The 15,665-nt window shown below is 69.7% G+C and carries 11 protein-coding genes and 1 pseudogene; 1 reads left to right on the top strand and 11 read right to left on the bottom strand.

The window, feature by feature from the left end; translation table 11 throughout:
* Positions 1–45 precede the first annotated feature (45 nt).
* From BIV25_RS44000 to BIV25_RS43985, 4 genes are all read right to left on the bottom strand, one after another.
* Positions 46–945, bottom strand: a complete 900-nt coding sequence (locus tag BIV25_RS44000; RefSeq protein WP_071378212.1) for a phospholipid scramblase-related protein — start codon at positions 943–945, stop codon at positions 46–48.
* 66 nt (positions 946–1,011) lie between these two features.
* A complete protein-coding gene (locus BIV25_RS43995; RefSeq protein WP_071378211.1) occupies positions 1,012–3,060 on the bottom strand; it encodes a phosphocholine-specific phospholipase C in 2,049 nt (682 codons plus the stop codon).
* A gap of 227 nt (positions 3,061–3,287) precedes the next feature.
* Positions 3,288–5,156, bottom strand: coding sequence for a molecular chaperone HtpG (gene htpG, locus BIV25_RS43990; RefSeq protein WP_071378210.1), 1,869 nt, complete (start codon positions 5,154–5,156; stop codon positions 3,288–3,290).
* Positions 5,157–5,224: 68 nt separating this feature from the next.
* Entirely contained in the window at positions 5,225–5,725 is a 501-nt protein-coding gene (locus tag BIV25_RS43985; RefSeq protein WP_071378219.1) for a cold-shock protein, read from the bottom strand.
* A gap of 189 nt (positions 5,726–5,914) precedes the next feature.
* Here BIV25_RS43985 and BIV25_RS53885 point away from each other — a divergent pair.
* A pseudogene (locus BIV25_RS53885) lies at positions 5,915–6,194 on the top strand (Rieske 2Fe-2S domain-containing protein); the annotation flags it as partial.
* Positions 6,195–6,410: 216 nt separating this feature from the next.
* Here the strand turns inward: BIV25_RS53885 and BIV25_RS43980 are convergent.
* The 7 genes from BIV25_RS43980 to BIV25_RS43950 all read right to left on the bottom strand — a co-directional run bounded on the left by BIV25_RS43980 (position 6,411) and on the right by BIV25_RS43950 (position 15,435).
* Positions 6,411–8,558, bottom strand: coding sequence for a discoidin domain-containing protein (locus BIV25_RS43980; RefSeq protein ID WP_371273147.1), 2,148 nt, complete (start codon positions 8,556–8,558; stop codon positions 6,411–6,413).
* An 84-nt stretch (positions 8,559–8,642) separates the two neighbouring features.
* Positions 8,643–10,247, bottom strand: a complete 1,605-nt coding sequence (locus BIV25_RS43975) for a glycoside hydrolase family 13 protein (RefSeq protein ID WP_071378208.1) — start codon at positions 10,245–10,247, stop codon at positions 8,643–8,645.
* Positions 10,248–10,280: 33 nt separating this feature from the next.
* Positions 10,281–11,156: a carbohydrate ABC transporter permease gene (locus BIV25_RS43970; protein ID WP_071378207.1), complete on the bottom strand. Its 876-nt coding sequence runs from the start codon at positions 11,154–11,156 to the stop codon at positions 10,281–10,283.
* Entirely contained in the window at positions 11,153–12,109 is a 957-nt protein-coding gene (locus BIV25_RS43965; protein ID WP_071378206.1) for a carbohydrate ABC transporter permease, read from the bottom strand. Before BIV25_RS43965 ends, BIV25_RS43970 begins: the two co-directional genes overlap by 4 nt.
* 5 nt (positions 12,110–12,114) lie before the next feature.
* Positions 12,115–13,467: an ABC transporter substrate-binding protein gene (locus BIV25_RS43960; protein ID WP_071378205.1), complete on the bottom strand. Its 1,353-nt coding sequence runs from the start codon at positions 13,465–13,467 to the stop codon at positions 12,115–12,117.
* Between the two features lie 141 nt (positions 13,468–13,608).
* Positions 13,609–14,607 carry a LacI family DNA-binding transcriptional regulator gene (locus tag BIV25_RS43955; protein WP_177235639.1) on the bottom strand — a complete coding sequence of 333 codons (999 nt, stop codon included), beginning with the start codon at positions 14,605–14,607 and terminating at the stop codon, positions 13,609–13,611.
* 156 nt (positions 14,608–14,763) lie between these two features.
* Positions 14,764–15,435 (bottom strand): hypothetical protein, encoded by a 672-nt coding sequence (locus BIV25_RS43950; RefSeq protein WP_071378203.1) that lies wholly within the window; start codon positions 15,433–15,435, stop codon positions 14,764–14,766.
* Positions 15,436–15,665: the final 230 nt, after the last annotated feature.

The following is a 15,665-nucleotide window of genomic DNA, read 5'->3' as shown; positions in this document are numbered from 1 at the left end:
TCGTACTCGTACTCGTCGAGATTCTTCTCCCCCGTCGGGACCGACTCAGTTCCAGCCCCGCGAGTCCTGCTTGAGGGCGGTGTCGACGGTCAGGGCCGTCGCCACCACGAGGCTCAGCAGCGGCTCGGGCAGCTGGTAGTGGATCTGCAGGACGTAGTTGTCCGCGGTCGTGAACAGCGTCTTGGCGAGGCCTTCCCAGGTCTTGGTGATCCGGGCGACCTCGTTGTCCGCGTGGTCGACGATCGCGAAGTTCCAGGCCCGCCAGTTCTCCGCCTTGATCGCACCGACCTGCTGGCCGTTCGCGTTCATCGCGAAGTTGATCTTCCCGATCGCGTTCTGCTGGACGATCTCGCCGACGACCGAGCCGTCCGGGCGCGACACCACGACCCGGGACTTGAGGAACTTCGCGGGCCGGGTCAGCAGCAGCAGCGGCTGGCCGTGGGTGTCACGGATCTCCAGCTTGTGGGTCATGAACTGGTCGAAGCTGGAGACGAAGCGCAGGATCTTCTTCAGCACGCCCTGACCGACCTCGGTCACCGCGCCGATCTCGCGGCCGTTCTGGTCCATGACCTTGTACTCGTTGGTCACCTCGACCAGCTTGGCCTTCTGGTTCACGACCAGGACCGGCTCGGTGAACAGGGTGCCGCCGCCCGGACCGGCCGCCTGGACCCCGGCCTGCTGCTGCACCTGGCGCTGCACCCTGGCGTCGGCCCCCTGCTGCTGCGGGGCGCCGAACTGCGGGCCGGGAGCCTGCTGAGCCGCACCGTACTGCTGAGGTGCGGCCTGCTGCTGGGGCGCGGCCTGCTGCTGCGGGACCTGACCTGCGGGTGCCTGGGCGGGGTTGGTGTGCTGGGTCCACTGCGTGCCGTCCCAGTAGCGGAGCGTCTGGGGCGCTCCGTGCGGATCCGGATACCAGCCTGCAGGAGTGTTCGATTGCGTGGTCACCGGGGCACACTACCCTGATATGACCGGTACCCGACCAGCCCGCACGGAGCGGTGTTCATCGGTCGTTCACTCCGCCGCGATCGCCGGGTCGCTGACGCCGGGCCGGCCGTTCTCGACGTGTCCGGCGAAGCCGCGCAGGAAGGCCGGGTCGCCCTCGCAGGTGACGGTAACGTCGTACCAGCGCTTGCTCACCGTGAGGTCGACGGTGTGCCGCACGCGCGCGCCGGGCCGGACGGTCACCGTGGCCGGGTGGCCGCCGTAGCCGCTCGTCACCTTCAGCCGCACCGTGCCGGAGCCCTGGTTGGTGAAGGTGAGTTCCAGGTGGTCGCCCGCGGTCCGGGCGGTCGCCTCCGGTCCGGCCGTCCTGCCCTTGCCCTTGAAGACGCGCAGGAAGCCGTTGGGTCCGTGCACCGTGAGGTCGTGGGAGCCGCCGGAGTAGACGGAGTTCCAGGTGTCGGAGAGGGTCTTGCCGGCCTCGGTGGTGTAGGTCCAGGGGCCGTCGGTGCGGTTGCCGGAGGTGACGAGGAAAGCCGCGCCCGCGTGCGCCCCCGAGGCGAACGTGAGCGTGATCCTGCCGGTCCCGGCGTCCGACGAACCGTCCACCACCGGCGCGTACTTCAGCGGGCGGGTGGGCCGGTGACCGCGCTCCTGCCTGGGCAGCGAGCCGGTGGCCGGGGGCTTCGGCACGTAGTCCGGGTGGCGGTTGTGGTCCGGCGGCTGGTAACCGGCCGTGGACGGCAGCGCGACCGGCTCGGTGTCCTTGCGGGAGAAGTCGAAGGCGCTGGTCAGGTCACCGGTGACAACGCGCCGCCAGGGCGAGACGTTCGGCTCGTGCACCCCGAAGCGGCGCTCGATGAAGCGGATGATCGAGGTGTGGTCGAACGTCTCGGAGCAGACGTAACCGCCCTTGCTCCACGGCGAGACGACGAGCATCGGCACGCGCTGGCCGAGCCCGTAGGCGCCCGCGACGTGCCCGGCGTCGCCCTTGAACAGGTCGAGCGAGGCATCCACGGTGGACCTGCCCTGCGCGGCCGAGGCCGGCGGGAAGGGCGGGACGACGTGGTCGAAGAAGCCGTCGTTCTCGTCGTAGGTGATGAACAGCGCGGTCCTGGCCCAGACGTCCGGGTCGGAGGTGAGTGCGTCCAGCACCTGGGAGACGTACCAGGCGCCGTAGTTCGCGGGCCAGTTGGGGTGCTCGGTGAAGGCCTCGGGAGCGACGACCCAGGAGACCTGGGGCAGCCTGCCGGCCTTGACGTCGGCCTTCAGCTGGTCGAAGAAGCCCTCGCCCTTCGTCGCGTCGGTGCCGGTGCGGGCCTTGTCGTACAGCGGGTCGCCGGGCTTGGCGTCGCGGTACTGGTTGAAGTAGAGCAGCGAGTTGTCGCCGTAGTTGCCGCGGTAGGCGTCCTGGATCCAGCCCCAGGAGCCGTGCGCGTCGAGGCCGTCGCCGATGTCCTGGTAGATCTTCCAGGAGACCCCGGCCTTCTCCAGACGCTCCGGGTACGTCGTCCAGCCGTAGCCCTTCTCGTCGTTGCCGAGGACCGGGCCGCCGCCCTGGCCGTCGTTGCCGACGTAACCCGTCCACATGTAGTAGCGGTTCGGGTCGGTCGAGCCCATGAACGAGCAGTGGTAGGCGTCGCAGAGCGTGAAGGCGTCGGCGAGCGCGTAGTGGAACGGTATGTCCTCGCGGGTCAGGTACGCCATGGTCGTGGTGCCCTTGGCCGGCACCCACTTGTCGTACTTGCCGCCGTTGAAGGCCTGGTGCGTGTCGTTCCAGCCGTGCGGAAGGTCCTGGATGAAGGCGAGGCCCAGGTCGTCGGCGTCGGGGTGGAAGGGCAGGATGTCCCTCGTGCCGTCGGACTGCTTCCAGACGGAGGTGCCGTTCTGCGCGACCGAACGCGGGTCGCCGAAGCCCCGGACGCCGCGCAGCGAACCGAAGTAGTGGTCGAAGGACCGATTCTCCTGCATGAGGACGACGATGTGCTCGACGTCCTGGAGGGTCCCGGTGCGGTGGTGGGCGGGCAGGGCGGCCGCGCGCTGGATGCTGCCGGACAGTGCGGTGAACGCCGTGGTCGCGCCCGCGAGTTGAAGGAAACGGCGCCGGTTGACTTCGGCCATGGGTGTTCTGGTCCTCTCGTCCTGACGTACGTGATGCCGTCGAGTGGTCGTCGTGCTGTCGTGCGAATGACGGAATCTGCGCGGAGCGAGTGTTCCAAGAGCAACAAACGTCAGGGAAGGGTCTGATGGCGCCCATGTGAAACTCGGCGGTCCGAGAGGTGCTCCGCCGGTCATGATCGGCTGGGATCATGACCGGCGGACGAAACCGCATACGCGGGACGTAACGGTCAGATCGACCGGGCGAGGCGGTCGGCGAGCAGCTTGGCGAAACGCGCCGGATCGGCCAGGTCCCCGCCCTCCGCGAGCAGGGCGGTGCCGTACAGCAGCTCGGCCGTCTCGGTCAGCTCCGGGGCGTCGACGCGCTCCTCGTGCGCCGCCCGCAACCCGCTGACCAGCGGGTGGCCGGGGTTCAGCTCCAGGATCCGCTTGACCGGCGGGAGTTCCTGGCCCATCGCCTTGTACATCTTCTCCAGCGCCGGCGAGATGCCGTCGGCGTCGCTGACCAGGCAGGCCGGCGAGCTGGTCAGGCGGGTGGTGAGCCGTACGTCCTTGACGTCGTCCAGCGTCTCGCCCAGCCAGGTCAGCAGGCTCGCGTAGGCGCCGGACTTCTCCTCGGACAGCTCCTCGTCCTCGCCCGCGGGCAGGTCGACGGCGCCGCGCGCGACGGACTGGAACTCCTTGCCGTCGTAGGCGCCCACCGCGTCCACCCAGACCTCGTCCACCGGGTCGGTGAGCAGCAGGACCTCGTACCCCTTGGCCTTGAAGGCCTCCAGGTGCGGGGAGTTCTCGACCTGGGCGCGGCTCTCGCCGGTCATGAAGTAGAGCTTGTCCTGGCCGTCCTTCATCCGGGAGATGTAGTCGGCGAGACTCGTCGGCTCGTCGCCCGCGGTGGTGGCGAACGAGGCGATGTCGAGGATGGCCTGGTGGTCCTCGCTCGCGTCGAGCAGGCCCTCCTTGACCGCGGGGCCGAACTCCCGCCAGAACGTGCGGTACTTGTCGGCGTCGTTCGTCATCAGGTCCTTGACGGTGGACAGGACCTTCTTGGCGAGACGGCGCCGGATCAGCTGGATGTGCCGGTCCTGCTGGAGGATCTCGCGGGAGATGTTCAGCGACAGGTCGGCCGCGTCCACGACACCCTTGACGAACCGCAGGTGGGACGGCAGGAGTTCACGCGTGTCGTCCATGATGAACACACGCTTGACGTACAGCTGGATGCCGTGGCGTGCGTCGCGCTGGAACAGGTCGTGCGGGGCACGCGCGGGGAGGAACAGCAGCGCCTCGTACTCGAACGTGCCCTCCGCCCGCATCCGGATCGTCTCCAGCGGGTCGGTCCAGTCGTGGCTGATGTGCCGGTAGAACTCCCGGTACTCCTCGTCCGCGACCTCGGAGCGCGGCCGCGCCCACAGGGCCTTCATCGAGTTGAGGGTGTCGTCGCCCATCCGGATCGGGAAGGCGATGAAGTCGGAGTACCGCTTGACGATCTCCCGGATCTTCCACTCGTCGACGTAGTCGTGGAGGGCGTCCTCCTCGTCCGCCGGGCGCAGGTGCACGGTGACCGCCGTGCCCTCCGGGGCGTCCTCGACGGTCTCGATGGTGTAGGTGCCACCGCCGTCCGACTCCCAGCGCACACCGGTCTCCTCACCGGCCCTGCGGGTGAGCAGGGTGACCTTGTCGGCCACCATGAAGACGGAGTAGAAGCCGACGCCGAACTGGCCGATGAGCTCGGCCGATCCGGCGCTCTCCCCGCTCTCCTTCTCGCTCCCCTTCGCCTTCTCCTTCATCCGCCGCAGCGTCTCGGCCGTACCGGAGCGGGCGATGGTGCCGATCAGTCCGACGACGTCCTCGCGGGTCATGCCGATGCCGTTGTCACGCACGGTCAGCGTGCGGGCGTCCTTGTCGGCCTCGACGGCGATGTGCGGGTCCTCGCCGCGCAGACGGTCGTCGGTGAGGCCGGCCAGACGGCGCTTGTCCAGGGCGTCGGAGGCGTTGGAGATGAGCTCCCGCAGGAAGATGTCCTTGTTCGAGTAGATCGAGTGGACCATCAACTGCAGGAGCTGCCGCGCTTCGGCCTGGAACTCCAGCGTCTCGGTGGTCATTGCGTCCTTCTCCTCACATGGTGTGCGCACGTGCGGGGCAGCCCGCACCGTGGGACCGGGGTGTCCGGTCAGTCCTCGATCCAGCCGTGCCGCCTGGCGAACAGGGCCAACTGCCGTCGTACGGCGATGATCTGCTGCCCCGTCAGATCGGGGACGGAGGTCAGCAGCAGCTCCGTCACCTCGCGCGTGTACTCGGCCGAGCCGAGCACGTCGCACATCGGCTCCTGGCCCTCCCCGGCAGCCGCGGAACTCCCCGGGGCCACGGAACTCGCCGGAGCCACGGAACTCACCGGAGCCGCGAAGACCGCGGCAGCCTCAGGAGTCCCGGTGACGCTCTCGGCCGGCCGCGCCGGCCCGGTCCCCTGCTCCTGTGCGAACCGGACGGACGAGGCCTTCAGCCCCCGTCCGCCGTTCTCGATCTCGAACTCCACCGACAGCCCCGAGCGCACGGACGACTCGGGGATCAGCAAGTCGTTCACATGCAGGAAAACGTCTTCCCCACCCTGCTCCGGCGCGATGAAGCCGTACCCGCGCATCCCGTCGAAACGGATCACCCGACCGACAGCCATCCACAACCCCCACACTCACTCAGCCAAACCCAACCTCGTACTGACGCCCAGCGTACGCGACTTGGCAGACGGCGCGGACGGCGCTGATCCGCCACGACGCAGGAGGTTTCCGTCAGCCGGAAGGAGCGTCGCGGCCCCGCCGGACGCTCCCCGACGATGCCACCACCACGACAGACAGGGGCCGGCCCGATGCCCCGTGCAACCGCCATCGCGAGAAACCAGTGGTACGTCGCCGCCCACAGCCACGAGGCCGGGCCCGCGCCGCCCGGCCGGACCATCCTCGGTGAGCCGCTCGCCCTCTACCGCACCGAGGAGGACGGCAGCCCGGTCGCGCTGCACGACCGATGGGTCCCCGCCGCTGTCCGCTCCCTCGAGACCGCCTCGACCGGAACCGGATCGTCTGCGGCCGTCACGGCTTCGCCTACGACCGCACCGGCACCTGTGTGTACTGCCGGCCCAGAAACGCGTCGTTTCTGCTCCAGCACCGGGTAGGGGGCGACGCAGGCGGTGTGCGGGTTGCACCGAGGGGGCCTGCGGCACCTGTGACACGGATGTACGCGAGGGCACCCGGGACCACCGGGACCCGGTCCTCGGCGAGGAGGAACGGGCGGCCGGTGACAGGATGATGACCTGCGCGTCCCGGTGCCGGGGCACCCGCCCGGCACTGGATCTCTGAAACCTTCCGTCAGCTCGTCAGATACGCCTCCACCTCACTGAACTGCCCTGCGGGCCAGCCCGAGTTGGCGCTGACGGTCAGCCTGAGCCAGCGCAGGTTCGTGCCGTCCGGCAGGGACACGGTCGCGGTGTTTGCGGTGGCCGGGTCGAAGCGGTAGCCCTGGGCGCCGACGACGGTGGCGTACGACGAGCCGTCGGTGCTGCCGAGCACGGTGACGGTCTGGGTGCGTGCGCCCCACGCCGAGGACGGCGGCAGCTTCAGCACCAGCCGGCGCACCGCGTAGGGCGAGCCGAGGTCGACGGTCCAGGACTGCGGGAAGGCGTTGTTGGTGGACTCCCAGTAGGAGCTCGCGTCGCCGTCCACCGCCTTGCCGGGGGTGTAGACGTCCTGGGAGCCGGTGGCGGTCGCCGGGCGGCCCTTCGCGAGGTTGCGGTTCGGGTCGGGGTCGGGGTTCCCCTGCCCGGGCTGCGGCCAGGTGGAGCAGTCCGACCAGGCGCTGTTCCAGCCGGAGTTGCCGCCGGCGTCGGTCAGGGCGAAGGAACCGGAGCCCGCCGGGTAGGGGCAGTTGTAGACGCCGGCGGCGCCGACCTGGGTGGCGGTCACGTTCTTGAAGGTCGCCGCGCCCTGCGCCTCGGCCTGGACGACGAGGGTGCCGGTGTTCCGCACGGTCGCGCCCGTCACGTCGACGTTCCTCACCGGGTAGCCCTGCCCGCCGCCGGAGACGAACTCGAAGGCGCTGTACGGGCTGTCGGTGATCGTCGTGTCGGTGATGTTCACGGTGGCGTTGATCGCGCTGTCGTAGGAGTCGACGCGCAACGCGCCCATCGGATGGTTCCAGTTGGGGTTCATCGCGCCGGTGCGGACCAGGGTGTTGCCGTCGACGGTGATGGTGCCGGACAGCGGGGAGAAGGGGTCGAGGAACTTCTGGTTGGAGATCGCGATACCGCTGCCGAGGGCGTTGGTGTCGGAGATCAGGTTGTTCTTCACGGAGAGGTCGGTGCCGCCGTAGATCGCGATGCCGTTGGCGAGGTTGGGCTGCGAGATCGTGTTGTTCTCGAAGCTGGAGTTCGTGTCCGGGGAGTAGAGCGACCACATGGCGAGCGCGTCGTCGCCCTGGTTGCGCAGGAAGTTGTCGCGGACGACGACGCCCTTGGCGGAGCCGTTGAGGTTGATGCCGTCGGCGGTGGTGTCGAGGATGCGGTTGTTCTCCACCACCAGGTTGTCGTTGTCACCCATCAGCCACATGCCGCACTTCATGTGCTGGATCCACATGCCGGAGACGGACGAGTCCGGGCCGAGGGAACCGTTGACGAAGTTGTCCGGACTGGAGTCGACGCGCTCGGTGACCTCGCCGATGACCGCGAAGTCCTTGATGTGGACGTTGCCGGCAGAGCTGGACTGGTCGATGAAACGGGAGGTGTGCACGACCGAGTACCAGCTGCCCGCGCCCTGAAGGGTCACGTTCTGTACGCCGCCGAGCGAGGACGTGATCCGGTAGTCGCCCGGCGGGATCCACACGGTGCCGCCCTGGGCGGCGGCGATGGCGTCCCGGAAGGCCTGGGTGGAGTCGCCGGCGCCGGTGGGGTCGGCGCCCTTGGCCACGACGGACACCGAGCCGGCGGGCTGCGTGGCGGTGGCCGGGACCTGCTCGAAGTCGGCGACGTCGACCGTGACCTGTGTACCGGTCGCCACGAACGCGACCGTGTCGCCGGGCTGCACGTCCTGGCCCAGCAGCATCCGGGCGTCGTCGAAGAAGTGGTGCGTCCTGGAGCCGGGGATCCAGCCGGTGTCGACGTAGGAGTACTTCGACGTGACCGGAAGGGTTTTCGCGAGCCTGGTGCCGTTGACGTACACGTCGAGCGATCCGGACTGACCGTCCGGGACGCTGTATGCGACATTCACCGCATTGGACGCACGCGGCACGGTGAACTCCACTCGCTGCCCCGCCGCCAGCCGGACGGCCTGCCGCCCCGAGGCCTCCGAGGCGAGCGTGCCCTGCGTGTAGTCGGGGCCGATCCTGGTGCCGGTCGTGGTCGCCGACTCGGCCTCGACGGAGGTGAAGGGCAGGGCGGCTCCCGAGACGGCGGCGTGCGCGGCGGGCGCCACGGCGGTGAGCATGCCGGCTGCGAGGGCGACCACCGCGCCCAAGGTTGGCATGCGCCTGACATATCGGACGCTATTGGTGTGCATGTGCTGATCCCTTCGGGGTGGGGTGCGGGAGACAGCTCGTACGCGACCGGCTCAGACGCGCAGCCAGGCCGCCGTGTCCTGCGGCAGCCGGCCCGCCTCGTCCAGCGGACCGCTGCTCAGCAGGAGTCGGGAGTGCGCGGGGAGGACGGCGGGCGTGGGCGCGAGGTTCACCACGCATACCGCGCCCTCCGCTCGGGCGAAGGCGAGCACACCGTCGGGGGCGGGCAGCCAGGTCAGGGAGGCGTCACCGAAGACCGGGCGGAGGGCGATGGCTTCGCGGTAGAGGGAGAGCATGGAGTCGGGGTCCCGCTGTTGACGGTCGACCGCATACGATGTCCAGTCGACCGGCTGCGGCAGCCACGGATCCTGTGTACTGAATCCCGCATACGGCATACCGTCGACCCACGGCAGCGGCACCCGGCAGCCGTCGCGCCCGGGGTCCGCTCCATCCGATCTGTGGTACATCGGATCCTGTATGCGGGCGACCGGGATCTCGGCCTCCGGCAGCCCCAGTTCCTCCCCCTGGTACACGTACACCGATCCCGGCAGCGCCAGCGACAGCAGCGCGGCGGCCCGGGCCCGCCGGGTGCCGAGGATCAGGTCGGTCGGCGTGCCGAAGGCCTTGGTGCCGAAGTCGAAGGCGGTGTCCGCACGGCCGTAGCGGGTGACCGTGCGGGTGACGTCGTGGTTGCACAACACCCAGGTGGGCGGGGCGCCGACGGGGGCGTGCTCGGCGAGGGTGGTGTCGATCGCGGTGCGCAGGCGTGGCGCGTCCCAGGGGCAGGACAGGAAGGAGAAGTTGAAGGCGGTGTGGAGTTCGTCGGGGCGCAGGTAGCGGGCGAGGCGTTCGGCGTCGGGGAGCCAGACCTCGCCGACGAAGACGCCGTCGTACGCGTCCGCGAGGCGCCGCCAGGAGCGGTAGACGTCGTGGAGTTCGTCGCGGTCGACGAAGGGGTGCGGGTGCGGGCGCGAGGCCAGGTCGGGCAGGTCCGGGTCCTTGGCGAGCAGGGCGGCCGAGTCGATGCGGACGCCGGCGACGCCCCGCTCGAACCAGAAGCGCAGGATGTCCTCGTGCTCCCGGCGGACCGCCGGGTGGGCCCAGTTGAGGTCCGGCTGCCCGGGGGTGAACAGGTGCAGGTACCAGTCGCCGTCCGGGAGCCGGGTCCACACCGGTTCGGTGGAGCCGGTGAACTGTGACGGCCAGTCGTTGGGCGGGAGTTCGCCGTGCGTGCCGCGCCCGGGCCGGAAGTGGAACAGGGCGCGCTCCGGGCTGCCGGGGCCGGCGGCGAGCGCGGCCCGGAACCACGGATGCCGGTCGGAGACGTGGTTGGGCACGATGTCGACGATCGTGCGGATGCCCGACTCGCGTGCCTCGGCGATGAGTTTCTCCGCCTCGGCGAGGGTGCCGAAGGCCGGGTCGATGGCGCGGTAGTCGGCGACGTCGTAGCCGCCGTCCGTCATCGGCGACCGGTACCAGGGGCTGAACCACAGGGCGTCCACGCCGAGTCCGGCGAGGTACGGCAGCCGGGCGCGGACGCCCGCCAGGTCGCCGGTGCCGTCGCCGTCGCCGTCCGCGAAGCTGCGGACGTAGACCTGGTAGATGACGGCGGTGCGCCACCAGTCGCGGTCCTTGCGGGCAGGGGTGGGCTGTCCCACGGGGCTTCCCTTTCTGTCGGCGGTACGGCGGTGTCAGCCCTTGGTGCTGCCCGCGCTGATCCCGGCGATGATGTGCCGCTGGAAGACGAGGAACAGCGCCACCATCGGGATGCTGGCGATCACCATCGCGGCGAGGAGCACGGTGAGCTGGATGTTCTGCGACAGCTGGACGAGGGCCACGCTGATCGGCTGCTTGTCGGTGTCGGAGAAGACCATCAGCGGCCACAGGAAGTCCTGCCAGACGGCGACCAGCGCGAAGATGGACACGACGCCGAGCACGGGCCGGGACATGGGCAGGACGACCGACCACAGGGTGCGCAGTCTCCCGGCGCCGTCGATCTCGGCGGCCTCCAGGACGTCGCGCGGCAACTGGTCGAAGAACCGTTTGAGCAGATAGAGGTTGAAGGCGTTGGCGACGGCCGGCAGCCAGATGGCGAGGGGGTCGTTGAGCAGACTGGTGTGGATCAGCGGCAGATCGGCGACGGTCAGGTACTTCGGTACGACCAGGGCCTGCGCCGGGACCATGAGGGTGGCGAGGATGCCGCCGAGGATCACCTTGCCGAAGGCCGGTCGCAGGCGGGACAGGGCGTAGGCGGCGGCCGTGCAGAACACCAGCTGGCACGCCCAGGCGCCGGCGGCCTGGACGGCGGTGTTCCCCAGGTGCTGCGGGAGTTGCATCAGGTCCCAGGCGTCGGTGTAGCCGCCGAGGCGCCAGTGGTGCGGGACGAGTGCCGGCGGGGTCCGGGCCACCTCGTCGGGTGACTTCATCGCGCCGGTGACCATCCAGTAGACCGGGAAGAGGAAGGCGAGCACGAAGAGGACGACGACGGCCGTGAACGCGGTCCAGTAGAGCGCCCTGCCGCGCGGGCGGGCGAGGGTGGCCGGGGAGATCAGGGTCCGGGTGGTCATGCCGTGTCCCCCTCGCTTCGGGTGAGCCGGAGGTAGCCGGCGGAGAACGCGCCGAGCAGGACCAGCAGCATGACGCTGAGGGCGCAGGCGCCGCCGAAGTCGTTGTAGAGGAAGGCGTATTTGTAGATGAGGTAGAGGACGGTGACGGTGGCGTTCTCGGGGCCGCCGCCGGTGATGACGAACGGTTCGGTGAACACCTGCATGGTGGCGATGATCTGAAGGAGCATCAGCATCAGGATGACGAACCGGGTCTGCGGGACGGTGACGTGCCGGATGCGCTGGAGCAGGTTCGCGCCGTCCAGTTCGGCGGCCTCGTACAGCTCTGCGGGGATGGACTGCAGGGCGGCGAGGTAGATCAGGACGGTGCCGCCCATGGTGGCCCACGTGGCCACGATCACCAGGGAGACCAGGGCGGTGTCGGTGCCGTTGGACCAGTTCGAGGTGGGCAGGTGGAGGAAGCGCAGCGCCTCGTCGGCGAGGCCGGCCCCGGGGTCGTAGAACCACTTCCACAGCAGGGCGCTGACCACCGGCGGGATCATCACCGGCAGATAGACCACGACCCGGAAGAAGGCCTTGGCGTGCCGCAGTTCGTTCAGGACGAGGGCGAGGAGGAAGGGGACGGCGAAGCCGATGAGCAGGGCGAGCAGGGTGAAGACGAGCGTGTTGCGCCAGGCCGCGCCGAACTCGGGGTCGTGCAGGACGCGGGTGAAGTTGGCGGTGCCGGCCCACTGGGGTTTCGAGCCGGGTGTGTACTTCTGGAAGGCGATGACGACCGCGCGGACCGCCGGGTACCAGGAGAACAGGGCGAAGCAGACGAGGGCGCCGAGGAGGAAGGCGTAGGCGCGGGCCTGGTCGGCGATCCGGCGCCGCCTCCGGCGCCCTGCCGGGGGCGGCGCCGGGTCCGGGAGGTCGGCGGCCCTCGGCACGGGCCGCCGTTCGGCCGTCTTCGTCATCGCTCTCAGCCCCGGGCCAGGATGCTGTCGATCTTGCCGGAGGCGTCCTTCAGGAGCTGGTCGATGTCGGCGTCCTTCTCGGTGAGGACGGCGGAGACGGCGGAGTCGAGGACGGAGTAGATCTGCTGGGCGTCCGGCGGCTCGATCTTCATCGCCAGGTGCTGGCCGCCGTCGAGGAAGGCCTGGTAATTGCCCACCGGGACATTGGAGTTGGCTTTCTTGGCCTGCTGGTCCCTGGCGTCGGCGGCGCCGGTGAACAGGCGTGGTTCGGGCAGTCCGACGGGGGCGTCGTGCTGCTTGGCGCGGGCGTAGTCGCCGAGGAATCCCGATCCGGGGGTGAGGAACATGTGGTCCAGCCACTTCAGTCCGGCGCGGATCTGGGCGGGCGTGTCGTGCGTGTTGAACATGTAGCCGTCGCCGCCGATGAGCGTGCCCTTGCCGCCGGGCATGGGGCCGATGGCGATATCGTCGTAGTGCGCGCCCTTCTCCTTGACCAGGATCGGGATGTTGTCCGGGGCGGCGAGGTACATGCCGAGCCTGCCCGAACCCATCATCTGCTGCACGTCGTTGATGACGAGGAGCTGCTTGCTGCCCATGGAGTCGTCGGTCCACCGCATGTCGTGCAGGTTCTGCAGGACGGCGTGGGCCTCGGGGGTGTCGATGGTGGCCTTCTTGCCGTCGGGGGTGACGACGTCGCCGCCCTGTGAGTACAGCTCGGCGGTGAAGTGCCAGCCGCCCTGGTTCTGTGCGCTGTAGTCGGCGTATCCGACGGTGCCGCCGCCGAGGGCGGCGATCTTCTTGGCGTCGGCGCGGACCTCGTCCCAGGTGGTGGGCGGCCGGTCGGGGTCGAGGCCGGCTTTCTGGAAGAGTGTGCGGTTGTAGATCAACCCCATACTGTATCCGGTACGCGGTATACCGTAGACCTTTCCGTCGACGGTGTAGATGTCCCGCAGTTGCTTCTGCAGGGTGTCGTAGGACGGCAACTCCTTCAGGTACGGCGTGAGATCGGCCGCCTGGTGGATGTCCACGACATGCCGGGCGTCGGTGAAGTAGGTGTAGAAGACGTCTTCCATCTGGCCGCCGGCGAGCTTGGCGTCGAAGGTCTTCGGGTCCTGGCAGGGGAAGGCGTCGTGCGCGACGACGTCGATGTCCGGGTTCTGCTTCTCGAAGGAGGCGACGTCCGCCTCGAAGAAGCCGCGGTCGACCTTGGCGCTCCTGGGCGGCTCGCAGTTGACGGTGATGCGGGTCGTGCCGCTCGCCGAGCCGTCGCCGCCGGACCCGCAGGCGGTGGCGGCGAGGGCGAGCGAGGAACAGACGCCGATCGCGACGACGGTACGGCGGAACCCGGTGCTTCTCATCGGTGGACCCCCTGATGGCACTCGTGGCAGGAGCGGTGGGCGCCGCACACTCAAGCACCGCCGACATCGTGCCGCAAGATGTCGCGTGAACTCTGTAATTATTCGACAGCGCTTCGGATCTTCTCGATCCGTGCCCGGAACTCAGTCGCGCGGGGCCTGCGCGGTCGAGCCGCGGACCACCAACTCAGGCTCGAACAGCAGCTCTTCGGCGGGTACGGCGGTGCCGCCGATCCGCGTGTTCAGCAGCTCGACGGCCGCGCGGCCCATGGCCTCGATGGGCTGGCGGACGGTGGTCAGCGGGGGCTCGGTGCAGTTCATGAAGGCGGAGTCGTCGTAGCCGACGACCGAGATCCGGCCCGGGACGTCGTACCCCTTGCGGCGCGCGGCCCGGATCGCGCCGAGCGCGAGGGGGTCGCTGGCGCAGACGATGCCGGTCACCCCGCGGTCGATCAGCCGGGCCGCCGCCGCGTGCCCGCCCTCCAGGGAGAAGATCGCGCGCGCCACGAACTCCTCCGGAAGATCGGGGCGGATCGCACGCGCGGCGGCCAGTTTGCGCGCCGAGGGCACATGGTCGCCGGGGCCGAGGACGAGGCCGATGCGCTCGTGGCCGAGGGAGGCCAGATGCCGCCAGGCCTGCTCGACGGCGACGGCGTCGTCGCAGGACACGCGGGGGAAACCGAGGTGCTCGATGGCCGCGTTGACCAGCACGACGGGGATGTTGCGCTCGGCGAGCAGCCGGTAGTGGTCGTGCGGGGCGTCGGCCTGCGCGTACAGGCCGCCGGCGAACACGACGCCGGAGACCTGCTGCTGCAGCAGCAGCTCGACGTAGTCCGCCTCCGACACACCGCCCTTGGTCTGCGTGCACAGCACCGGCGTGAGCCCGAGCTGGGCGAGCGCGCCGCCGATGACCTCGGCGAACGCGGGGAAGATGGGGTTCTGCAACTCCGGCAGGACCAGGCCGACGAGCCGGGCGCGTTCGCCGCGCAGCTGGGTGGGGCGTTCGTAGCCGAGGACGTCGAGCGCTGCCAGCACCGCCTGCCGGGTGGCGTCCGAGACCCCGGGCTTGCCGTTGAGCACCCGGCTGACCGTGGCCTCACTGACCCCGACCTTCTTCGCCACTTCCGCAAGTCGTCGCGTCATGAACGCAAGCGTAGCGCAAGCAATGCAAACGACTTGCGTAGGGAATGAGCACTTCCGACCTGGCGCTCCCCGACCTGGCGCTCCCCGACCCGGTGCTCCTCGATCTGGTGATGCCGACCCGGCGCCGCCGGTGACCTGAACACCGGCGGTGCCGGGTCAGTCCTGGGGTGCGGGTACGACCGTGAGGTGGGCCGCCGTACCGCGTGCGCGCCGCGGGCGGCGCACGGGGGCCGCGGGGCGGCGGGCGTCGCGCAGGACCATCGTCAGGCGCCGGTAGCCGACCTCGCGCAGGGCCTGCGGGGTCTCGTCGACGATCCGGCACTCGGTGGGGCCCCGGCGCGGGTCGGGGTGGTGCAGCAGCCGGACGGCGCCGTCGAGCCGGGTGGCGTGCTCGCCGACGGCCCGCATCCAGTGCGGCAGGCCCTGCCGGTAGGCGGCCTCCATGATCGGGTCCTGGGCGATGTCCCGGCGGACGGCCTGGAGTTCGTGGTCGTGGCCGTACGTCTCCAGCGCGGTCCTCAGGTGCGCCAGCATCGGCAGGCACCAGCCCGGCTCGTGCTCGCCGAGGACCTCGGCCGCGTCCGGGTGGAAGAGCACGAACCGCAGGAAGTTGTCCCCGGGCATGGCCGTCGGATGCGGGCGCACACCGCGGAAGAGTGTGGCGTAGGCGCCGTTGGCCATGACCACGTCCCAGCGGTGGTCCACGACCAGGGAGGGCAGCGCGAGCGATTCCAGCAGTACGGCGTAGTCCTGGAGATATGCCTGGGTGTCGCACGCATCGGGGACGGGCCGCGGTGCCGGCCGCTGCCCTCCTGCCTGATGTGCCATCGGGAGGTCACCCCTCTTGCCTCTGCGGCCTGACGCGGCCCCTGCGATCCTGCGACTCGGTCCTGTGGGATGTCAACTATCGTGGCATTTCCTGCCTGTTGACGGCTGAAATTCGCCACAGTTGTGGCGACACCTGGATGTGAGTTCGAGGCACCGGCTACTCTCCGGGAACATCACGGCGACCGCTCAGGAGAAGCCGGGAAACACGGACGCATCCGGGACGCACGGAC

The sequence above is a fragment of the Streptomyces sp. MUSC 14 genome (genome assembly GCF_001866675.1).
Classification (GTDB): domain Bacteria; phylum Actinomycetota; class Actinomycetes; order Streptomycetales; family Streptomycetaceae; genus Streptomyces.
The sequence above is the reverse complement of the archived record's forward strand: the minus strand, read 5'-3'. Positions and strand labels throughout refer to the sequence as shown.